Source organism: Janthinobacterium aestuarii, assembly GCF_051380835.1.
GTDB lineage: Bacteria > Pseudomonadota > Gammaproteobacteria > Burkholderiales > Burkholderiaceae_D > Janthinobacterium > Janthinobacterium aestuarii.
Genome location: NZ_JBNYXU010000002.1, coordinates 358,398 through 380,679 on the forward strand (window position 1 = coordinate 358,398; position 22,282 = coordinate 380,679).

17 protein-coding genes are annotated in these 22,282 nt (G+C 65.8%); 9 read left to right on the forward strand and 8 right to left on the reverse strand.

Translation table 11 applies throughout. The features are described from left to right. Positions 1-12 precede the first annotated feature (12 nt). Positions 13-1,104, forward strand: a complete 1,092-nt coding sequence (locus ACQ4WO_RS07790; RefSeq protein ID WP_436480914.1) for a hypothetical protein — start codon at positions 13-15, stop codon at positions 1,102-1,104. Positions 1,105-1,168: 64 nt separating this feature from the next. Here ACQ4WO_RS07790 and ACQ4WO_RS07795 read toward each other — a convergent pair whose 3' ends face one another. Then, positions 1,169-3,619: a membrane-bound PQQ-dependent dehydrogenase, glucose/quinate/shikimate family gene (locus ACQ4WO_RS07795; protein WP_436480915.1), complete on the reverse strand. Its 2,451-nt coding sequence runs from the start codon at positions 3,617-3,619 to the stop codon at positions 1,169-1,171. A 311-nt stretch (positions 3,620-3,930) separates the two neighbouring features. On the opposite strand from ACQ4WO_RS07795, the gene ACQ4WO_RS07800 reads away from it, so the two are divergent. The 8 genes from ACQ4WO_RS07800 to ACQ4WO_RS07835 all read left to right on the forward strand — a co-directional run bounded on the left by ACQ4WO_RS07800 (position 3,931) and on the right by ACQ4WO_RS07835 (position 15,115). Next, positions 3,931-5,610, forward strand: a complete 1,680-nt coding sequence (locus ACQ4WO_RS07800) for a methyl-accepting chemotaxis protein (RefSeq protein ID WP_436480916.1) — start codon at positions 3,931-3,933, stop codon at positions 5,608-5,610. A gap of 49 nt (positions 5,611-5,659) precedes the next feature. Further along, positions 5,660-6,304, forward strand: a complete 645-nt coding sequence (locus ACQ4WO_RS07805; RefSeq protein ID WP_436480917.1) for a hypothetical protein — start codon at positions 5,660-5,662, stop codon at positions 6,302-6,304. Next, positions 6,301-7,215 (forward strand): HDOD domain-containing protein, encoded by a 915-nt coding sequence (locus ACQ4WO_RS07810; RefSeq protein ID WP_436480918.1) that lies wholly within the window; start codon positions 6,301-6,303, stop codon positions 7,213-7,215. Before ACQ4WO_RS07805 ends, ACQ4WO_RS07810 begins: the two co-directional genes overlap by 4 nt. Positions 7,216-7,288: 73 nt before the next feature. Further along, complete coding sequence (locus ACQ4WO_RS07815; protein WP_436480919.1) at positions 7,289-7,915, forward strand: response regulator; 627 nt, start codon at positions 7,289-7,291, stop codon at positions 7,913-7,915. A gap of 34 nt (positions 7,916-7,949) precedes the next feature. Next, positions 7,950-8,312 carry an Hpt domain-containing protein gene (locus tag ACQ4WO_RS07820; protein ID WP_436480920.1) on the forward strand — a complete coding sequence of 121 codons (363 nt, stop codon included), beginning with the start codon at positions 7,950-7,952 and terminating at the stop codon, positions 8,310-8,312. Further along, positions 8,309-9,802: a response regulator gene (locus ACQ4WO_RS07825; RefSeq protein ID WP_436480921.1), complete on the forward strand. Its 1,494-nt coding sequence runs from the start codon at positions 8,309-8,311 to the stop codon at positions 9,800-9,802. The genes ACQ4WO_RS07820 and ACQ4WO_RS07825 overlap by 4 nt, the downstream gene beginning before the upstream one ends. A 120-nt stretch (positions 9,803-9,922) precedes the next feature. Next, a complete protein-coding gene (locus tag ACQ4WO_RS07830; RefSeq protein ID WP_436480922.1) occupies positions 9,923-11,614 on the forward strand; it encodes a sensor histidine kinase in 1,692 nt (563 codons plus the stop codon). A 57-nt stretch (positions 11,615-11,671) separates the two neighbouring features. Then, entirely contained in the window at positions 11,672-15,115 is a 3,444-nt protein-coding gene (locus ACQ4WO_RS07835; RefSeq protein ID WP_436480924.1) for a response regulator, read from the forward strand. On the opposite strand, the gene ACQ4WO_RS07840 is transcribed toward ACQ4WO_RS07835, so the two are convergent. The 7 genes from ACQ4WO_RS07840 to narJ form a co-directional block, all read right to left on the reverse strand. Then, positions 15,112-16,320: an NnrS family protein gene (locus tag ACQ4WO_RS07840; protein ID WP_436480925.1), complete on the reverse strand. Its 1,209-nt coding sequence runs from the start codon at positions 16,318-16,320 to the stop codon at positions 15,112-15,114. The genes ACQ4WO_RS07835 and ACQ4WO_RS07840 overlap by 4 nt on opposite strands. Before the next feature lie 134 nt (positions 16,321-16,454). Next, the gene (locus ACQ4WO_RS07845; RefSeq protein WP_034751227.1) at positions 16,455-17,117 is read right to left on the reverse strand and encodes a response regulator; all 663 of its coding nucleotides are present in this window, start codon (positions 17,115-17,117) and stop codon (positions 16,455-16,457) included. 23 nt (positions 17,118-17,140) lie between these two features. Next, positions 17,141-19,027 carry a type IV pili methyl-accepting chemotaxis transducer N-terminal domain-containing protein gene (locus ACQ4WO_RS07850; RefSeq protein WP_436480926.1) on the reverse strand — a complete coding sequence of 629 codons (1,887 nt, stop codon included), beginning with the start codon at positions 19,025-19,027 and terminating at the stop codon, positions 17,141-17,143. Positions 19,028-19,072: 45 nt separating this feature from the next. After that, positions 19,073-20,059, reverse strand: a complete 987-nt coding sequence (gene moaA, locus ACQ4WO_RS07855; protein ID WP_436480927.1) for a GTP 3',8-cyclase MoaA — start codon at positions 20,057-20,059, stop codon at positions 19,073-19,075. A gap of 102 nt (positions 20,060-20,161) precedes the next feature. Then, on the reverse strand, positions 20,162-20,908 hold the full coding sequence (locus tag ACQ4WO_RS07860; RefSeq protein WP_436480928.1) for a peptidylprolyl isomerase: 747 nt from the start codon (positions 20,906-20,908) through the stop codon (positions 20,162-20,164). Between the two features lie 15 nt (positions 20,909-20,923). Then, complete coding sequence (gene narI, locus ACQ4WO_RS07865; protein ID WP_046685050.1) at positions 20,924-21,610, reverse strand: respiratory nitrate reductase subunit gamma; 687 nt, start codon at positions 21,608-21,610, stop codon at positions 20,924-20,926. Positions 21,611-21,637: 27 nt separating this feature from the next. After that, a complete protein-coding gene (gene narJ, locus ACQ4WO_RS07870) occupies positions 21,638-22,282 on the reverse strand; it encodes a nitrate reductase molybdenum cofactor assembly chaperone (protein ID WP_436480929.1) in 645 nt (214 codons plus the stop codon).

Sequence of the window (22,282 nt, forward strand, 5' to 3'; positions counted from 1 at the left end):
ATTAGCTGACGCATGAAAAACCTCGACAAGGTAACGCCCTTTGCATCGTCCATTACCCAGGGCGGCTTGGCTACCATGACAATATTGCTTGCTGAGATAAAAATATCAGCAAAAGACAGTATTTCATGTGGCCAAAAGACGCTGCTATCGAACTATGTGTACGAAAAGAACGGTACGTACAAGCTGGTTTATACGACTGTCGAGATCGATGGCAGTGTCGACAACTATGTCGAGGATGGCGGCATCTTGCCGACACTGTTCCTCAGCCCCGATCAGGAAAACTATGTCTCCGTCGTTCCTTATCATCCCGATAAGGAACTGGAAATCAGCATTCCCATCTTTCACCGTGAAGATGTGGAAATGCCAAAGGGCAACCGTCCATGTACGGGAGACTTCATTGGCACGACGGACGCATATTCGATATTTCACGATGTGCCTTTTGAGGATAACAAACCGGATAAAATACTGGCCATCGAGTTTATCAATGGGAAACTGAAGAAGAAACACAATGTCAAGATTCCATTACCCGCAAATAACAGAATCGCCATTTGCAACAAGGCGATTCATTTGCTGGCCCATGACGGCAGCCTTCTCCTGCACCGGGAGATCGATGAAAAAGGCAGCGTCACGCGCTCGAGGGAAATCGATGCGCATGATATCGATGTCTTGCAGATATTAAGCGCATCCTTCGCCCACGATTCTTATCTTCTGGCACAAGCAAAAGATAAAATCATTATCGAAAAAATAGATCCGGATGGGACAAGCGGAATCATTGAATTGGTGGACTTTGCCGATCCGCTGTTCAATACATGGCTGCCAGTCAAAATCGCTGACGACACTTTCGTCACGCGTTTCAATAGCGAGTTTGGAAACGGCTGGCTGACCACGAAAAATGCTGAGTTATTGGAAATATTCTATAGCAAAGGTGAGCAAGGCTACAGGAACTTGCTGACAAACGAGGTGCTGTCCATACAGCATGACAAATTGATCATTTCCAGCATCAACAAGACCACCGAGCATGGTTATGCGGTCGTGCTCTACCCGATGGCAGGCGATATCGCGGACAATGCGGAACTCATCGTCTTGAATCGCCGCTTGCAGTAAGGTCGAACGCCGCGATGGCAGCGCATCCGCGGCATGGCGTGACCATGCCGCGGATGCGCATCGCTTACTTCGCTTTCTCCGCCCCCTTCACCGCCTCATCCGGCAACGCAAACGCCACCAGGCTATCGCCCATCTTCGTGCCCAGCGAACCATGGCCGCCGGCCATGACGACGACATATTGCTTGCCCGTCTTGTCGGAGACATAGCTCATCGGCGTGGCTTGGCCGCCGGCCGGCAGGCGGGCTTTCCATACGGTCTTGCCGTTGCGCACGTCGTAGCCGCGGATGTAGTAGTCGAGCGTGCTGCTGAGGAAGGCCACGCCGCCGCCCGTGGTGCTGATGCCGCCCAGGCTGGGCACACCCAGCGGCAAGGCGATGGGCACGGGGGCGCTGTCGCGCGTGGTGCCGTTCTTGTGCATCCACACTTTTTTCATCGTGCGCAAGTCGACGGCGGCGATATAGCCCCACGGCGGCGCCTGGCATGGGAAGCCCAGCGGCGACAGGAAGGGCTTGATTTCCACGGCGAACGGCACGCCCGTCTGCGGCTGCAAGCCCATTTCCGACCCCGTGCCGCCCTTCGCATTGGCTTGCGCGCGCGGCACCAGGCGTTCCAGAAAGCCCATGTAGTCGGGATTGACCAGCAGCAATTGCCGGCCCGGATCGACCGCCGCCCCGCCCCACTCGAAGATACCGAGCGGGCCCGGCGAGATGATGGCGCCTTTGATCTTGCCTTCGGCCACCGTTTGCGGCGTGAACGGCCCTTCGTAGCGGTGCTGGCGGAAGATGATGCGGCAGGCCAGCTGGTCGAACGGCGTCGTGCCCCACATATCCGTTTCGCTGATGTTTTTCTCGGGCAAGAAAGTGAGGGCCGAAAACGGCTGCGTGGGCGACAAGCGGTCGCCGGGAGCCGGGTTGTTCGTCGGCACCGGTTTTTCCGGCGCCGGCACGACCAGGCTGCCATCGCGCCGGTCGATCACGTAGATGTCGCCGCGTTTCGTCGTGGCCACGACCGACGGCACTTTGCCTTTCGGCGTGTCGATGTCGACCAGGGTGGGCTGGCCGCCGATATCCATGTCCCAGATATCGTGGTGCACGGTCTGGTAGACCCAGCGCACCTTGCCCGTCGCCAAGTCCAATGCGACGATGGCGCTATTGTATTTCTCGCCATGGGGATTGCGATTGCCGCCCCACGTGTCCGGTGTTTCATTGCCCATCGGGATGTACACCATGCCCAGCTTTTCATCGACGCTGGACACGCCCCAGGAATTGGGCGAGTTGTTGGTGTAGGTCTTGCCATCGGCAATCGGCGCCGTGTCGTCGGGGTTCGACGCATCCCAGTTCCACATCAGCTTGCCCGTGACGGGATCGTAGCCGCGGATCACGCCCGACGGCTCTTCCGTGGAAAAGTTGTCGGTGACGCTGGCGGCCATCACCACCACGTTTTGCGCCACGGCCGGCGGCGACGTCGGCATCAAGAAGCCCCGCTTCTTCATGCCCATGCCGTGGTACAGGCCTATCACGCCGTTTTCGCCGAAGCTTTTGCAGGCTTCGCCCGTGTCCGCGTTCACGGCGATCAGGGTCGCATCCATGGTGGGCGCGAGGATGCGGCGCGGGCATTCCATGCCGGCCGCCTCGGGTGCCGGGTCGCCCTTGGCGCGGCCCGCGTTGACGTCCCAGTAGGCGACGCCGCGGCAGATCATGTGCTGGTAGGTCGATGCGTCGCGGTTGATCTTCGGATCGTGGCGCCAGATCTCCTTGCCCGTGTCCGGGTCCAGCGCGATGACGATGTTATGCGGCGTGCACAGGTACAGCATGCCGTTTACTTTCAGCGGCGTGACTTCGTTGGCGATCTCGCCCGGATCGTTCGGGCCCTTGAAGTCGCCCGTGTTGTACACCCATGCCTGTTTCAGCTGCGACGCGTTGGCCGGCGTGATCTGCGCGGCCGGCGCATAGCGGTCGCCATAGCCGGAACGGCCATACGCGGCCCAGTCGTTGGGCGCCACGCCGGGCGCGAAATCGCCTTGCGGCGCGGCTGCCATGTTCTCGGCCGGCACTTCGCCATGCAAGGTGTAGTAGTCCTGAAACAACGAGAACACGCCCACGGCGGCCGTCAGTACCACGGCGGCGACCAGCGCGCTCTTGCCCGCGTCGCGCGGTTTCGCTCCAGCCGTCAGTGGCGGATCGAGGCGGCGGTCGACGAAGGGCAGCAGCAGCCAGACGGCGGCGGCGAACCAGATATCGAGGCGCGGCAGCAATTGCCACCAGTCGAACTTCACTTCGATCACGGACCAGATCAGGGTGGCGAACAGCAGCAGCGCGAGGAACGGCTGGGCGCTGCGCCGCCCCTTCCACACGAGCGCGCCCGCGACGAGCATGCCAATACCGGCCACGACGTAATACCAGGAACCGCCCAGGTTGACGAGCCAGGCGCCGCCGCCGGCAAGCGCCAGGCCCAGCAAGATGAAGATGACTGCGGTGATGACAAGCAAGGGTCCAGGCCGGGCAGAGGCAGTCATGATGCTCCTTTACAAGAGTCAATCGGCGGCACGCGCCTGCGCACCGTATTTGATGGCGATCAAGGAATTCCATTTTTTCACTAATCGGCAAAGCGTGCCACACGCCACAACGCCGGTTATACGCCGTGTGGCTTTTTATACACGGCCTGACCGTCCAGCCCGCTATAAGCATATGTTTTCAATGAAAATCATTGAATAAAATAATTCAACAACAAATTTCTCGAATAAAACGAATTTTTATCGTAAAATGAAAAAAACCACCCAAGCCAAACATTTTTCTTGAATTTCACTTCATTGGAGCGGCACCCATCATGACCATCGCTAAACGGCTGTACGCCTTGATCCTCTCCGTCGTCCTCGGGCTGGCCGCCCTGGCAGGCTTTGGCATCTACCAGATGGACCGCGTGTACACGGCGGCCAGCTATGCCACTGTCAACACGGTACCCAGTCTGCTCACCTTGAACGAGGCTTTCGTGCCGTTCGCGCAGATGCGCACGGCCGTCTGGCAGCACATGGCCAGCAAGGATGCGGCCGGACGCGCCAAGCTGGAAGCGGGCATCAGGGAAGCGCGCGCGGCGGTCGGCAAGGCGCTCGACCAATATGAAAAAGAAGATATCACCGATGAACAGGACCGCGCGCTGCTGGCCGCCGACCGCGCCGTGCTGCTGCGCTACGATGAAGTGCGCGACAAGGTGCTGGCGCTGTCGAAGGCCGGTGAACTGGACGCGGCGCGCGACTTGCTGGTGCAAAACCAGCCCATCATCAAGGAACTGGTCGACGCCCTCGCCTCCCACCACCGCTACAACGCAAACCTGGCTGCCAAAGGTGCGGCCGATGGCGCCGCCGCCGCTGCCAGCGCACGCTGGATTGCCATCACCCTGTCCCTGGCCGTGACGGCGCTCGTAGCCAGCATGGGCCTGCTGCTGGCGCGGCGCATCGCCGCCTCGCTGGCCGACGCCATCGGCGTGGCCCGCACCATCGCGAACGGCGACCTCAGCGTGCAGGTCCGCGCCACCTCGAACGACGAGGTGGGCCAGCTGATGCAGGCCATGGCGGACATGAGCGCGAGCCTGGTGCGCATCGTGGCCGAAGTGCGCTCCGGCACGGACAGCATCAGCACGGCCTCGGGCGAAATCGCATCCGGCAACCTGGACCTGTCGGCGCGCACGGAACAGCAAGCGGGCTCGCTGGAAGAAACCGCCTCGGCCATGGAAGAGCTGACGGCCACCGTGCGGCAAAACGCGGACAATGCCCGCCAGGCCCAGCAAATGGCCATCAGCGCCTCGGACAAGGCGCAGCGGGGCGGCCAGGTGATGGGCGACGTGATACGCACGATGGAAGCGATCGACAGCTCGTCGAACAAGATCGCCGACATCATCGGCGTCATCGACGGCATCGCTTTCCAGACCAATATCCTGGCCCTGAATGCGGCCGTGGAAGCGGCGCGCGCCGGGGAACAGGGGCGCGGCTTCGCCGTCGTGGCCACCGAAGTGCGCAACCTGGCGCACCGTTCGGCCGCGGCAGCCAAGGAAATCAAGGTACTCATCAGCGACTCCGTGGAACAGGTGGGACAAGGCGGCAAGCTGGTCCAGCAGGCCGGCGCGGCCATGACGGAAGTGGTCGACACGGTACGCAGCGTTACCGACATCGTCAGCGAAATCTCGGCCGCCAGCGTGGAGCAAAGCACGGGCATCGAGGAAATCAACCGCGCCATCACGCAGATGGATGAAGTCACGCAGCAGAACGCGGCCCTGGTCGAAGAAGCGGCGGCGGCATCGCAATCGCTGCAGGAGCAGGCAGCCAGGCTGGCCGGCGTGGTGGGCGCCTTCAAGCTGGCGCAGGGACAGGCCGGCGCGGCGCCGCGCGCGCCTGCCGCCCCGCGGCCCGCACAGCACAAGGCGGCGCTCAAGCTGGTCGCCACGCGCCCCGCAGGCCAGGCCAGGAAAGCGGCGCCGGCCGCCGCCGATTCGGGCGACTGGGTCGTATTTTAGGTCCGCCATCACGCAGGATCACTCGCATAGAACGCACCGGAGCACTGCCATGAACTCCTTTCTCGCCATTCACCCCTTCCTTCGCTGCGAAGACCTCTCGCTGATGCGCCCGGCGCTGGCGCTGGCAGGCCTGCTGTTGCTGCTGGCCGCCCTGCTCTGGCGCCGCACCCGCTGGCACCAGGCCGACCGCACGCAGGCCGCCGGCGCGGCGCCGTCCGATCTGCACGCACTGCTGCAAATGCGCAGGAGCAGCCAGCCGGCCAAGGCGGCGGAGACGGCGCCGCCGCAGCCAGCGCCCAAAGCACCGGACACGCCGCCGTTCGACGCGGCCCGCCTGGACGCCATGTTCGGCCACGACCGGCGCCTGCAGGGCGAGATTCTGGCCCTGTTCGTGGCCGAGACGCGCGACCGCCTCGCCGGCATCGCCCATGCGCTGCGCTGCGAGCGGGCCGCCCCGGCAAGAGTGCTGGCACAGGAAATTCTCGACGGCAGCCAGTCCATGGGCCTGCTCCCATTGCAGGCGCTGTCGCGCCAGGCCGTGCATGCGGGCTTTTCCAACGATATCGGCGCCCTGCACCGCCTGCATGCGGAACTGCTGATGGCGCTCGATGCGCTGTCGCAAGCCGTCACGGCCCTGCAAACGGCGGGCACGGCGCAGGCCGATGACTGCAACGGCGTAGGGAGCCGGCCATGAGCGCGCACATCGACCTGGCGCGCCTGCCCGGCGGCACCGTCCTGCCTTCGCCCGCCTGGCGGCGCCACTGGCTGGCCACCTTGTGCCAGCAGCAGGTGGCGCTCGATGAACTGGCGGAACAGATGGGCTGCGATCCGGCCATGACAGGCAAGGTCATCGGCCTGGCGAATGCGGGCGTGCCGCCGGGCGAACGCAGGCATGCGGCCGTCAGCGCCGCGATGCTGGCGGCCATCGGCCTGTCCACCCTGCGCCAGGCGTGCGCCACCCCGGCCCCGCCAGCGCCCACGTGCGCGCACTTCGACGCGCAGCGCTACTGGTCACACTCGCTGGCCATGGCGTGCGCCGCCCGCGTGGCAGGCGACGCGCTGCAGCTGGCGCCGGCCGATGAGCTGTACAGTTGCGGCTTGCTGGCCAACTGCGGCCAGCTGGCCCTGGCCACCGTGCATCCGCAGGAATATGGAGAACTGCTGGGCCAGTATGGCAATGGCGTCACGGCCCGGCTGCTATGCGAAGAATCGCAGCGCTTCGGCCACCACCAGCTGGCCCTGTCGGCCATCCTCATGCGGGGCTGGGGTATGACGGACATCCTGTGCGACGCCGTGCTCTGCCATGCCGCGCCGCCCGGCTTCGGGCGGGCCGGGCGCATGACGGACCTGGCCTGGCTGCTGAAGCTGGCCAGCAGCTTCGCCGACCTGATACTGCGCAACGGCGCGGGGCCGCGCGAGCCCGCCCTGGCCGCCGCGCGGGTACTGGGCCTGGACGCAGGCTACATGGAAACCCTGCTACGCCACAGCAATGCGGAGTGGAGCGAATGGCGCGATATCCTGGAACCGCACAGCCATCTCGCCCCCTGCCGTACGCGCACGCGAGTCCGGCCAGCCGCACGCCAGGTTTTTAGTGAATTCATCTAATTCGTTGAAATTGATTTTTTGAGCCCGATTGCGTATCATTCCCTTCAACTTCATCGCGACCATAAAGCCCATCATGCACACTGCAGACGTCTGCACCACCCAAAAGGCCGCCGAAATCCTCGGCATCTCGGTCACCTCAGTGCAGCAACTGGTCGAGGCCGGCGTGATCGAAGCCTGGAAGACCAAGGGCGGCCACCGGCGCATTCCCCTCGCGGCCGTCGAAGCCTACAAGGGCAATCCCGGCCAGCCGGGCCAGGACCAGCGCGCGGCGCGGGCCGGCCGCCCCGCCCCATCGGGCCGCCCGCCGTCCATCCTGGTGATCGAAGACAATCCGATCGAGCGCGCGCTGTATGAAAAACAGATCGGCTCATGGGGCTTGCAGGCGGACTTGCGCTTTTGCGAGAACGGCTATCAGGCGCTGATGGAAATCGCCCGCGACCAGCCCGACATCCTGCTGGCCGACATCGTCATGGAAGGCATCGACGGTTACGAAGTGATCCGCACCATCCTGGCCGACCCGCTACTGGCGGACATGCACATCGCCATGCTGTCGAGCCTGACGCAGGAAGAGCTGCAAGAACGGGGCGGCGTGCCGCCCGGCGTGGTGTTCTTTGCCAAGCCCGTCAATTACGACGAACTGCGCGGCTATCTGCGCGCCTGCTGCGCCGGCCACGCGCGGCGCAACAGCCTGGCCGCCTGACCCGCCGCCGCTTTCCCCTCGCCACGGAGCCGCCATGCCAGCCTATCGCCACATCGATCCTGCCGTGCTGTTCCACGCCACCGGCCACGACCTGGAGATGTTCCGCGCCCTGTCGCAGACCTACCTCGACACGTCGCCGGCCATGTTTGCGCGCGTCGAGCAGGCCGTGCGCGGCGGCGCGGCGCAAGCCATCGTGCATAGCTGCCATACCTTGCGCGGCACCGTGGCCCTGCTGGGCGCCGGCGCCCTCGTGGCGCGCCTGGCGGCACTCGAGCAGCTGGTACGCCATCAGGGCGTGGCGGCACCGGAATGGCTGGCCGAAACGGCGGCGCTGATCGACGAAGTGGAGCAGGAAGTACGCCGCAGCATGCTCGAATACACGGGCGCGCAGGCATGAACGCGCGCCAGGCCGTCCTGCGCCTGGTGCACCACTATCGGCCGCGCACCACGGCGGCCATCGTCGGCCTGGTGCTGGTGGGCCTGCTGGCGCTGCGCATCGTCGTCTCCGGCGTGGTGCTGCACCGCGAAGCCGTCGATGACTGGAAACAGGACCTGTCCAATCTGTCGCTGCTGCTGGCGGAAAACACGGCGCAGAGCATGACGGCGGCCAGCCTGGTGCTCGACAGCGTCAGCAACGAGATCGAAGCCGCCGCCCCTGCGGACGCGCAGGCGCTGGCCGCCGCCGTCGGCACCCCGGCCATGCACCAGATGCTGCGGCACAAGATCGGCGGCGTGCCGCAAGTGGACGTGGTATCCATCGTCGGCAGCGATGCCGGCGTGCTGGCCTTCAGCCGCGCCTTTCCCGCGCCGTCCATCCACCTCGACGAGCGCGACTACTTCGAATATCACCGGCGCCACCCGCACGGCGGCATGCATGTGAGCGCGCCCGTGCAAAACAAGGGCAATGGCGCCTGGACCTTCTATATCAGCCGGCGCATCAGCGGCCCGGACGGCCGCTTCCTGGGCGTGGTGCTGCTCGGCCTGTCGTGCGATTTCTTCAGCAAATTCTTCCAGAGCACCAGCATCGGCGAACACACGGCCTTTTCCCTGTACCGCAGCGACTACACGCTGCTGGCCCGCTGGCCGGCCGTGCCCGCCATGATGGGCAAGCGCAACCTGACGGGCAGCACCTACCGCCTGCTGGAACAGGGCAAGACCGACGGCGTGCTGCAGGTGGACACGCCGCGCGCGGCCGAGCAGGGCCGCCCGGTCAAGCGCCTGGCCGGCGTACGGCTGGTGCGCGACTATCCGCTGGCCGTCAACGTCACCGTGACGGACGAGGTCTACCTGGCGGGCTGGCGGCGCATGCTGCGCACCATGGGCGGCGCGGCCGTGGTCAGCCTGCTCGTGCTGGCAGGGGCCATCGCGCTGATCATGTCCCTGCTGCGGCGCCAGGAGCACGACGCGGCCCTGGCGCCGCGGACGCAGGCCGCCACATCGCCGGAGCCGGAGGCAGCAGCGCCATCCGCACCCGCGCCGGAACCCGCCCCGGAACCGGGCGCGCGCATCCTGCTGGTCGAGGACACGGCGCTGAACCGCCAGCTCGTGTGCCTGCAGCTGGGATCCCGCGGTTACCGCATCGACACGGCGGAGAACGGCGCGCTGGGCCTGCAGGCGCTGGCCGAACAGCAGTACGACCTGGTGCTGATGGATTGCATGATGCCCGTCATGGACGGCTACCAGGCGTGCGAGGCACTGCGCGCCCGCGAAGCGGCCAGCGGCGCACCGCGCCTGCCCGTCATCGCCCTCACGGCCGGCGTCACCGAGGACGACCGGCAGCGCTGCGTGGCCGCCGGCATGGACGATTACCTGTCCAAGCCGTTTACGGCCGCCCAGTTGCGCGACATGGTCGAGCGCTGGCTGGCGCGCCAGGCGGCGACACGCTAGCCGCACGGCCGGCGCTCAATACAACACTCCCCGCATAAAAATCATTTTATTCGATAAATTCAATTATATTCGATATAATTGATAAATCGCGCGCAGAATGACAACCCTTGCGGAGGCAGCATGCAACAGCACAGATACGGGAAGGCCATGGCCTGGCAGCGTTGGGAACGCTGGGATACGCGCACCCTGCTGTCGCTCTTCATGGCCATCCTGCTGGCGGGGCTGTGGAGCATCACCGTGCTGCAACTGCGGCACGCCTGCGACGCTGCCATCGCCGACGCCGGGCGCGATGCGCGCAGCATGGCGCGCGTCTTCGACGAACACGCGATCCGCACGATCGAGGCGGCGGACCAGGCGGCCACGTATTTGCGCAGCCGCTACCAGGCGCTGGGCAGCGGCCTCGACATCGTAGCGGACCTGCGGCAAGGCCTCAAGCCCGGCCCCCTGTACAACCTGTTTACCATCGTCGACGAACAGGGCGACATGGTGCTGTCGAGCCGCCCCTTCCAGCCGACCAGGCTGGCCGACCGCGAGCACATCCGCGTGCACATGCAGCGCGACAGCGGCGAACTGTATATCAGCAAGCCCGTGCTGGGCCGCGTGTCGAAAAAATGGTCGATCCAGATGACGCGCCGCATCAACCATGCCGATGGCCGCTTCAAGGGCGTGGTGGTGGTCTCGATGGACCCGTATTACTTCACGCGCCTGTACGACGAAGTCGACCTCGGCGACAACAGCTCCACCGAGCTTGTCGGCAGCGACGGCGTGGTGCGCGCGCGCCGGGTCGGCGCCGCCGACACCATCGGCCAGGATATCGGCGGCAGCAAGGTATTTTCCTTGATGCAAGGTAAAATGCGGGGCTGCTTCACCGAACGCAGCCCCGTCGACGGCATCGTGCGCTTTTACGCGTTTGAGAAACTGGCCGGCTACCCGCTGTACATGCTGGTCGGGCTGGACCGCGACACGGTATTGGCCGACTACGTCTCGCGCCGCAACCAGGCCTTGCTGATGGCGGCCGTCACGAGCTTGCTGATCGTGCTGTCGTGGGCCGCGCTGGTGCTGCTGATCGGCCGCCTGGTCGACAGCCGCGCCAGGGCCATCGCCGCCAGCGAAGCCAAGTCGCGCTTCCTGTCGAACATGTCGCATGAATTGCGCACGCCCCTCAACGGCATCCTCGGCTTCTCCGAGCTGCTGCAAGAGCAGCTGCGCGAGCCGGAACAGGCCGCCTACGCGCAAACGATACAGGACAGCGGCCGCCAGTTGCTGTCCATGGTCGAGGCGGCGATGGAATTGAGCGCGCTCGAGCACGCCCAGGTCCGGCTGGAGTCCGCCGCCGCGCCATTGCACCAGTTGCTGGAACTGGCGCTGGCGCCGCACCGGCCGCGCGCGGCGCACAAGGGCTTGCAGCTGGCCGCGCAAGTGGCGCCCGCCACGCCGCCCAGCATCGATTGCGACCGCGTCCGCTTCGTGCGCGTGCTCGATATCCTGCTGGATAACGCCATCCGCTACACGGCTGCGGGGCGGGTCGACGTGCACGTCACGCACAGCGGCGCGGACCTGCAGATCGAGGTGCGCGATACGGGCATCGGCATCGCGCAGGCGCAGCAGGGCGTCATCTTCGACAAGTTCTCGCAGGCCGACGACTCGCCGAGCCGCGCCCATGACGGCGCCGGCATGGGCCTGGCCATCGCGCGCCAGCTCGTCGCGCTGATGGGCGGCAGCATCGGCGTCGCGTCCGCGCCGGGCCAGGGCGCCGTCTTCCGCCTGCGGCTGCCGCTGGGCGGCAAATTGACCACACTATCACATGCATAGTTGCGCCGGTTGTGCGCAAAAGTTGTTCTCCATCCCTATCGGGTATAGCATCGCCACATGAGCTATCACACAGAGGCGGCGGCGTTGCGCAGACGATGGATCGAGTGGCTGTTCCTGCTTCTCGGGCTGCTGATCGTCGCTGCCGCCCTCGCCTACGCGCATCTGGCCGAAGCGACGCGGCATGACGATGCCGAACGCGAGCGCCTGAGCGTGCTGACGGCGCTGCTGGCAAAAAACATCGAAGTCGACCTGGCGGCGACCAACCTGGTGCTCGGCGGCGTGATCCGCGACTATCTGGCCGCCGGCGCCGCACCCGACGCCGGGCAAGCGCTGCCCCGGCGCCTGGCCGCGCTGGTCGACGCCATGCCGGGCGTGCGCACCATGCTCGTCATCGATGCGCAAGGCAAGGCGGTCGCCACCAACATCGCGGAACTGGCGAACCAGGATTTTTCGCGCCGCGGCTACTTCCAGACGGCGCGCGACGCCCCCGATGCGCGCATGCTGTACATCTCGGCGCCCTTCCATTCCTTCAAGGGCGACCTGGTCATCACGGCATCGCGCATGGTGCAGGACAAACAGGGCCGCTTTGCCGGCGTGGTGGTGGCCACCTTCGCCCCCGAATACTTCACGGCCAAGTTCCGCACCGCCATGTACGCCCCCGACGTCTGGGCCGTGGTGCTGCATGGCGACGGCCAGCAGTTCCTCAACTACCCGGCCAGAACTGCCAATGGCGGCAATATGGACGTCCCCGGCAGCTTCCTGCGGCGCTTTCGCGACAGCGGCTACCAGGCCGGCGTCCTGAGCGGCGTCGAAATTGCCGGCGCCGGCGCCCACACCTCCCCCCGCATCATGTCCATGGCGACCATCGCCCCCACCGCCCTGCACATGGACCGCGCCCTGATCATTGGCCTGAGCCGCGAAGAAGCGGCCATCGCCGCTCCGCTGCGGCGCCAGGCGCTCGGCTACGTCCTGTCCTTTGCGGTGCTGGCGCTGGCCGCGGCCAGCCTGCTGTTCTGGAGCCAGCGGCGGCGGCGGCAGCAGGCAGCCTGGCATGCGGAACAGGAAAGCGAGCGCCAGGCCATGCAAGCCGTGTCCGACAGCGAAACGCGCTTTCGCACCCTGATCGAAGATGCGCCCGTGGCCATCGCCATCCTGCGCCACGGCCGCTTCATCTATTCGAATCCCCGCTACCGCAAGCTGCACGGCTACACGGCGGAAGACAATCTGAACGGCCTGCCCTGGTCCGCCATGATTTCCCCGCCATCGCTGGCGGCGCTGGCCGCCAACGAAGCGCTGATCGAGGCCGATTCGCCCAGCGAACAGGTGTTCGAGGCCCTCGGCCTGGGCAAGCAGGGCCTTTTCGTCCCCATGTTCAAGACCACCACGCGCGTGCTGCTCAAGGATGGACCGGCCACCCTGATCTTTGCCCAGGATATCTGCGCGCAAAAACAGGCCGAAGAGGCCATGCTGCTGGCGCGCGACGCGGCCGAAGCGGCCAACCGCAGCAAGGCGGAATTCCTCGCCAACATGAGCCATGAAATCCGCTCGCCGCTCAACGCCATCCTCGGCATGGCCTGGCTGCTGGAACGCGGCGGCCTCGATGGCGAAGCGCTGCAGATGGCGCGCAAGATCCGCGCCGCGGGCCAGTCCCTGCTGGGCATCATCAACGACGTCCTCGACGTATCGAAAATCGAGGCGGGCCACATGACCATCGAACAGGCGCCGTTCCGCCTGGCCGACGTGATCGAGAAGATCGCCGCCAGCATGGGCGTTGCCGCGCACGACAAGCCGATCGAGGTGCGCATCGGGCCGCTGCCCGAGGGCGTCGACCAGGTGATGGGCGACGCGCTGCGGCTGGAACAGGTGCTGGTCAACCTGACCAGCAATGCCATCAAGTTCACCGCGCAGGGCACGGTCGAGCTGGCGAGCGCACTGGAAAGCCGCGACGGCGACGCCGCGGTGCTATGTTTCAGCGTGCGCGACACGGGCATCGGCATCGCTCCCGAAGTGCAGGAGACGATATTTTCCGCCTTCGCCCAGGCCGACACGTCCACCACGCGCCGCTTCGGCGGCACGGGCCTTGGCCTGACCATCTGCCGCCAGCTGGTGCGCCTGATGGGCGGCTCCATGCGCCTGACCAGCGTCATGGGCCAGGGCAGCACCTTCAGTTTCACGGTGCCGCTGCAGCTGATGGCCGCCAGCGCCCCGTCCTCGCCCGACATGCAGGGTTTGCGCGTCTTGCTGGCCGATGGCAAGGCCGACACGCGCGGCGCCGTGGCCGCAGTGGCGCAGGGCTTGGGCTGGAGCGTGCATGCCGTCTCCGGCGGTGAGGCGGCGCTCGAGCATGCGCTGGCCTGCGCCGAAGATGCGCGGCCCGGCGTCATCGTGCTGGCCGCGCGCATGCCCGACATGGACGGCGAAACCACGGCGCGCGCCCTGCGCGAGCACCTGCCGCCGCAGGACTGCCCCATCGTAATTCTAGCGGCCAGCGGCGCACCGGCGACAGCGCCCGCGCGCCGCCGTACGGACCCGGCCAACCCGGCCGATGCCATCCTCAATGAACCGGTGACGGCTTCCAGCCTGTACAACGCGACGATGGAAGCGCGCCAGCGGCGCGCCGAAGCGGCCGGCCTGGACGTCGGCCCGGACGTTGGTCATGCGGCGCTGGGCGAGCGCGTGCTGGCCGGCGTGCGCGTGCTGGTGGTCGACGACAGCGACATCAACCGCGACGTGGTCAAGCATATCCTGTGCGACCAGGGCGCCCTGCCCTCGTTCGCCTGCGACGGCCAGCAGGCGCTGGACTGGCTGCTGGTCCACCCGTCCGACGTCGACATCGTGCTGATGGATGTGCAGATGCCCGTCATGGATGGTTTGCAGGCGACGCGCGCGCTGCGCCAGCTGCCGCAGTTCCAGGACCTGCCCGTGGTGGCGCTGACGGCCGGGGCCTTCCAGACGCAGCGCGCGGCGGCGCTGGAAGCGGGCGTGAACCATTTCATCAGCAAACCGTTCGACGTGCCGCAGACCATCGCCCTGATCGCGCGCGCGCACCGGCGCCATGCGCAAGGGCTGCCGGCCCTGCCGCCCGTCGTGGCCGAAGCGGCGATGCCCGTGCGGGCAGGTGGCGCGGCGCCTGTGATCGACCTGGCGCAAGGCATGGAGCAGTGGCTCGATGAAGCCCCCTACCGCCAGCACCTGTCGCACTTCGGCAGCACCTACCGCAACACGGTGGGCGCCATGCGCGCGCTGCTGGCGGCCGATGCACGCGGCGACGCCGCCGCGCTGGCGCACAAGCTGGCCGGCGTGGCCGGCAGTCTGGCACTGCCCGCCACCGTGCACGCGGCCCAGCAAGCCGAACAGCTGCTGCACGCGGGCGACGATGCGTCAGCCGCCCTCGATGCACTGGAACAGGCGCTGGCGCAGGCCATCGAGGCCGCAGCCGCATTCACGGCGCAGACGCCGCCCGGCCAAGCGACCGTACCAATGACAAACTTGCCAGCCTAGCCTTCGCGGCCATCCACCCTGGCGCGCCACAGATACGGCGCATACACGCAGGCATACAGGCCAAAGGCCAGCGACCAGCAGGCGCCCGCCGCCAGCAGCAGCGGCATGGACAGCGCGGCGGGACCGACGGCGGCCAGCAGGCGCGCCAGCGCGCCCAGCTGGATCAGCCAGTACATCGCCGCTTCCGCCCTGCCGCCTTTGAGCGGGCGCCCCGTGTGGCCCAGCGTGGTGCGCGTCATCATGCCGATGATCAGGCCCGCCATCGATCCCACCGTCAGCGCGTGCAAGGCGGCGCTGGCCGGCAGCAGGCCCAGGCTGGCGGCCGCCAGCAGTGCAAAGCCGATGCCTATCCACGCATACGACAGGTGCAATATCCACAGCAGCGGCACGCGCAAGGTGCGCTGCGGCTGCCAGGCCAGCAGGTTGGCCAGCGACACGCCGGCGGCGCAGAAGGCCAGCGGCGCCGTCAGCCAGGCCGGCGCGCCGGCCAGCCACGCGATCGCGGCGGCCGCCATGCAGGCCACGGCCGCCAGCGCCCGTTTCGGACTGGCCACGGGCGTGCTGCCCGGCGCCCCGTTGCGCGTAAACATGGGGATCACGCGCGCGCCGATCACCGATTCGATCAGCACGATGATAAAGATGGCCGCCTGCACGGGCACAAACAGCGACAGCGGCAGCCAGCCCAGCACGGCCGCGTGGAACAGGCCATTGGCCAGCGCCAGCAAGGCCAGCAAGCCGACGAGGAACAAGTTGCGCGTATTGCCCGAGCGGCGCAGCACCAGGTACAAAGGCCAGGCGGCCAGCGGCAGGAACAGCCAGTCGACCAGCGCCGGCAACAGGCCCGGGCCGCACAGCATGGCCGCGCGCCCCGCCAGCCACAGCCCGACCAGCGCCATCAGCTGGGCGCCGTGCGGCGTGGGCAAGCCCGTCCAGTTGCGCCCCGCCGTATAAAGGAAACCGACGACGACAGCCAGCGCGAAACCGAACACCATTTCATGCATGTGCCAGCCCAGCCCCACCTGCAGGCCGCCCGTCAGCCAGCCCGCATAACTGGCCAGCCACAGGGGAATGCCGACGGCCGCAAACACGGCCGCCAGCAGGTAGAACGGGCGGAAACCCAGTTGCCAGACGGCGTGGCCGGCATGCCAGGGCGACGCGCTGGCGGCGGGAGGAGAAGATGGTTCGCTGATCGGGGTGATGGCCATGATGGGCTCTCTTTTAAAGATATATTTAATATACTACTTTAAAAGCCCGATGGCGGCCATCGGCAAAAAGGACTAGAGGAATAGTTGGAAGCGGCCATGGGGCCGGCCCGGCGGGCCTGACCCCAACTATGCGGCTACTTGCCCTGCCGGTGCTCGACTGCGTACACGGCCGCCTGCACGCGACTCGTGAGGTTGAGTTTTTTCAGCACGTTCTGCACGTGGATCTTGACCGTGCTTTCAGCCAGGTCGAGGGTGCGGGCGATGCCCTTGTTGCTCTCGCCGCGCGACAGGCAATCGATGATTTCCTTTTCACGCGGCGTGAGCTTGTCGAGTTCCGACACGGGTTCCTCGCGCCGCGTGCCCGCCTGCAGCTGCGCCACCAGCTTGCCCGTCATCGCTTCGGCGATGACGACTTCGCCGGCGGCAGCGCGGCGGATGGCGCGCACCAGGTAATCGGCGTCGATATTCTTGATCAGATAGCCGCAGGCGCCCGCGCGCAGCGCTGTGGCCAGGTCTTCCGCGTCTTCCGACACGGTGAGCATGACGATGGCCGTATCGGGGCAATCGTGCTGCATCAGCTGCAGCGCTTCCACGCCGGACATGCCGGCCATGTTCAGGTCCAGCAGCACCACGTCGGGCTGCAGCTGGATGGCGCGCTTGATGCCCTCCACGCCATCGGCCGCCTCGCCCACGACGGCAAAATCCGTATGCCGCTGCAGCAGCGAGCGTATGCCGCTGCGGAACAGCGCGTGGTCGTCCACCAGCATGACGGTGATCGGTTTATCGGGTGTCTCCATTTTTTATACTTTCAGGTAGTTACTCAGGCGGCGCGGCGCTGCTCGCGCGACAGATGCAGTTCGACCGTGGTGCCGCCGCCCTGGCAGGCATGCACGTCGAACGTGGCGTCGATGCGCTGCGCGCGCTCGCGCATGATATGGATGCCGACATGGCTGTCGCCCTTTTCCAGCACGGCGGCAGCGTCGAAGCCGACGCCATTATCGCTGATCGTCAGGGTAAAGTCCTGGTGATCGGCGAGGCGCACTTCGACGTGGCTGGCCTGGGCGTGCTTGCGGATGTTCGACAGCGCTTCCTGCACGATGAATAATAACTGCAATTGCTGCTCGCGGGGAAACGGCGCGCCGTCCACATCGGCCAGCAGTTCGGCGTCGATACCCGTCTGGCGGCGGAATTTGTCCACGGCCGCGCGCAGGGAGCCGATCAAATCATCCTCCATCAGGCGGCTGCGGAAGTTGGCCAGCAATTCGCGCACGTCTTCATAGCTTTCCTTCACGCCCGCATGCAGGGCCGGCACGATGCCCGCCACCTCGTCGAAACGCGCGTTGCGCACGGAGTCGTCGAGCATCTGCACCTGCAGGTTGAGGAAATTGAGGCTTTGCGCGATGCTGTCGTGCAGGCCCTGCGCTACCAGGTTGCGCTCTTCGGAAATGGCCATTTCGCGTTCGCGCGCGGCCAGGCGCAGGTTTTCCAGCGCGATGCCCAGCAGCTGGCCCAGGGTTTCCAGCAAGGCCAGCTCGCGCGCGGAAAACACGCGCGCATGGCGGAAATGCAGGTTGAAGAAGCCCAGGTGCTGTTCGTGCGCATGGATATGGAAGACGGAGACGGTGGCAAAGCCCTCGCGGTGGCAGCGCAGTTCGTGCGCCTTGTCGATGCGGCGCATGTCGTGCACCTTCGCCACCTTCATCTCGACGGCCGTGCCGCACAGGCAGTCGCCCACCTTCAGGCAATGCTCGGACGCCACCAATTCCTCGGACAGGCCAGTATGCACGACCATGTGCAGGTTGCCCCGCTCGGCGTCGAGCACGCGCACGGTGGAGCCGTCCGCCTCGAAATAATCGACGATGCGCTGCATGAAGCCGCCGCAGATGTCGGCCAAAGGCTGCGGGCGCTGCAAAAAGGCGGCGCTTTCGTACAGCAGCGCCAGTTCGCGATTGCGGTATTCCAGGGTGGCCGTCTTGCTGCGCACGCCCTCTTCCAGGTTGCCGTACAGCGCCTGCAGGCGGTCGGCCATCTGGTTGAAGCCGCTGGCCAGCTGGCCGAATTCGTCATTGCTTTCCACGGCCAGGCGCACGCTGAAATCGCGCTCCTTCATGCGCTGCATGCCCAGACGCAGCCGCGTGACCGGTTCGATGATCAGCATGAACATCAGGTAAATCATGCTGACCGTGCCGATGACGGCCATGCCGACGAGGATCAGCTGCGAGGCGCGCAGCCAGAAGGTGCGCTGTTCGCTATCATGCTCGATCAGGCGCACCAGTTGATCGACCTGGCCGACGAAGGTGTCGGCGTCATGCTCGAACCGGCGCGCACGCGCGGTGGAATCGGCGGCCAGGGCGGCCGGGCGCAAGGCGCCGCGCCAGGCCGTGCCGATGCGTTCGAATTCGGACTTGATGGCCGTGCTGGGGGGCAGGAACAGGGGGCGCTGCGGGTCGCCGTGGCCGATCTTGGCCAGGGTCTCGTCGATCAGCAGCACTTGCTGGCGCGCCTGTTCGCGCGCGTCGCTGGCAAGCAGCAGGGTCAGGCGGTAGGTCTGCATGCGCAGCCGGCCCGTCTCGTTGATGGCGGCCGAACTGCCTTCGAGCTGCCACGACAAAAACAGGGTGCAGCCGATGGCACTCAAGGCCAGCACCAGCATGAGCAGCAGCGCGCCGACGATCTTGGTCGACAGCTTCTGCCAGGAGGAAAACATCGCCTTGAATTTCATACCGCCCTTGAGTGTAAATACAAAACTGCCTCAGCCGCCCGTCTGTGCCATGAACCGGATAATTTTATCTGGCTGCGTATTGAAATCATGCTGCTGCGGCTTCAGTTCGATGGCGGCGCGGATCGCCGCCTCGATCTCCGCATCCGTGGCCCCGCCGCGCAGCATGGGGCCGAGGGCGAATTTCTCTTCCTGGCCCAGGCACAAATACAGGGTACCATCGACGGACAGGCGCACGCGGTTGCAAGTGGCGCAAAAATGCTGCGACATGGGCGTAATGAAGCCGATGCTCGAGCGGCCATCGGCTGTCGCCATGTAGCGCGCCGGCCCGCCGCCGAGCTCCGTTGCCTGCGGCACCAGGCCAAAACGGGCCGCCAGGCGCTCGCGCACGGGACCGAGCGGCATATAGCTGGCATTGCGGCCCGTGCTGCCCATCGGCATGGCTTCAATCAGGCGCAGGATGAACTGCTGCTCGATGCAAAACGCCGCCATGGCCTCGATCTGGCCATCATTGATGCCGCGCATGGCCACCATATTGATCTTGATCGGGTCGAAACCGGCCGCCTTGCCCGCCATCAGGCCATCGAGAATCGGCTGCAGGCTGTCGCGCCCCGTGATCTGCTGCATGCAGGCGCGGTCGAGCGAATCGAGGCTGACGTTGATACGGTCCACGCCCGCCACGCGCAAAGCCACGGCGTGCTTGCCCAACTGGGTGGCGTTGGTCGACAGCGACAAGTCCTGCAAACCAGGCAATGCCGTCAGCCGCTGCGCCAGTTCCGGCAGATTGCGCCGCAACAACGGTTCGCCGCCCGTCAGGCGCACGCGGCGCGTGCCGAGGCGAACGAAAATGCCCAGCAGGCGTTCGATCTCGTCGAACGTCAGCCAGTCCTTCGGCTCCTCGAAGCCGCGAAAGCCCTTGGGCATGCAGTAACTGCAGCGCAAGTCGCAGCGGTCGGTGACGGACAACCGCACATAATCGATCGAACGGCCAAAACGGTCCTGCAACTTGACGCTACCCATGACGCTACTCCTGTTTCTTACTTGATTGTAAAGGCTGGGGCACGATCTGGCTGTGCCCCAGAAGGCCTAGCGGCCTACGCCTTTCGGCCTACGCATTTCTACCTACTGAACCAGCGGGCTGGCCGTGCCTTCGAGCTCAATGCCGGCGATCTCGGCGCGCCCCACCAGCAAGTGCAGATACTGGTGCACGGCCCGCTGCCACGCGGCCCGCGACAGGCGGTCGGCGATCTGCGCCTGCACGGCCTCGTAGGCGATGGGCTGGCCTTCGACCCGGCGCAGCACTTGCACGATGTGGTAGCCGAAGCGCGTTTCCAGCAAATGGCCGGCCAGCGCGCCCGCTTCCAGGCGGAACAGCAGCGCGTCGAATTCCGGCACGCTCTGGCCCGGCGACAGCTGGCCCAGGTTGCCGCCCAGGGCGCCCGACGGGCAGTTCGAATACTGCGCCGCCAGTTCGCCGAAGCGTTCGGGCGCCAGTTTCAAGGCCTCGAGCACAGCTTGCGCCGTCGTGCGCAGCAGCTCCAGGGGCGCCTCGGGCGTCACCTGGAACAGGATGTGGCGCGCCTCGACCAGCGCCCCGCTGCAAAACAGCTGCGGGCGCTGCGCATAAAAGGTGCGGCAAGCCGCATCGTCGGCGGGCGGCACGCGCACTTCCTGCGCGAACAGCGCTTCGATGCGGTCATCAATACTGTCGCCCTGCACGCCGAGGCGCTCGGCTTCCTCCAGCAGCAGCCGGCGCAGCACCAGTTCATGCACGGCCTGCTTCAAAGGGTTGCCGGCGCCGTCGTGATGCGGCAGTTCCTGCGCGATGTCGGCATCGTCGATATCGATGCCATTGACGGAGATTCCCATGATGCGACTCCTTTCTTAGCGGCGGCGAACCAGTTGATAGGCGCGGCCAAGATAGCCGATGGCGCCGAAGCCGCTCCACACGTGCACCAGACGGGTGAACGGGAAGATGACGAACAGCGACATGCCCATGAACAGGTGCAGCTTGAACACCAGCGGCGCATCGACGATGAAGCTGGCGGCGTCACCGCGGAAGGTCACGATGTGCTGCGCCCAGTTCATCAGCAAGACCATCATGTGGCCATCCATGTGCGAAGCCGAGACGAAGATCGAGGACAGGCCCAGCAGCAAGGTCAGCAGGATCCACAGCATCACCAGCTTGTCGCCGGCCGTGGTGACGGCGCGCAGCCGGTCGTTACTGAAGCGGCGCACCAGCAGGATCAGGATGCCGACCAGGCACAGGCCGCCCATCACGCCGCCGGCCGCCATGGCCACGCCCTGCTTCAGGCTGTGCGACACGCCCAGGGTATCCCACACCCAGACGGGGGTGAGCAAGCCGGCCGCATGGCCGAACAGCAGGCCGATGATGCCGATGTGGAACAGGATGTTGCCCAAGCGCAGGCTGCCGCGGTGCAGCAGCTGGCTGGAATCGGACTTCCACGTGTATTGCTCGCGGTCGAAACGGATCAGGCTACCGAGGAAAAAGATGGCCAGCGCGATGTATGGATAAATGCCATACACAAATTGATGCAAGTAATTACTCATGATGTACTCTCCTCATGCGGGCGCGCTTCAAGCGGCGCGCCGCGGCTGCGGGTGAAAATGCACGGGATGGACGCCGCCCGGGGCTTGGCGCAGCAGCGGTTCGACGCCGTCCGCACCGGGACCGAAGGTTTCCAGCGCTTCATCCATGTCGCGCACCGGCGGTTCGGCCAGCATTTCCGCCGCCACGGGGCTCAAACGTTCGAGCAAGGTGAAGACGGGCGCGTACGGGCTGCCGTTGACCGTCAGCTTGCGGCCGATGTGCGCCAGCACGTGGACGGCGTCGCCCAGCAGCGGCGCCGAAGCTTCCTCGTCGAGCTGCGCCAGGAATTCCAGGAACAGCGGCACGAAGTCGGGCAAGTCGTCGCCCACCATTTGCAGGCCGTGGCGCTTGTATTCCTCCATCAGGTCGACCATGGCCTGGCCCCGGTCGCGCGATTCGCCGTGGATATGCTCGAACAGATGCAGCGAGTGCGACGGATTGCGGTCGAACGTGGCCACATACTGCTGCTGCAGGTCGATCAGGCTGCTGCTTTCCAGGTGCGCCAGCAAGGGCCGCAACAGCGCTTGCTGTTCCGGCACGGCCGCCAGCGCGGCGTCCAGCTGCGGCAGGTGGGCGATCAGCTCGGGCTCCGGATACAGCAGCAGGCGCGAAAGGACTTGGTAGTGATGCAT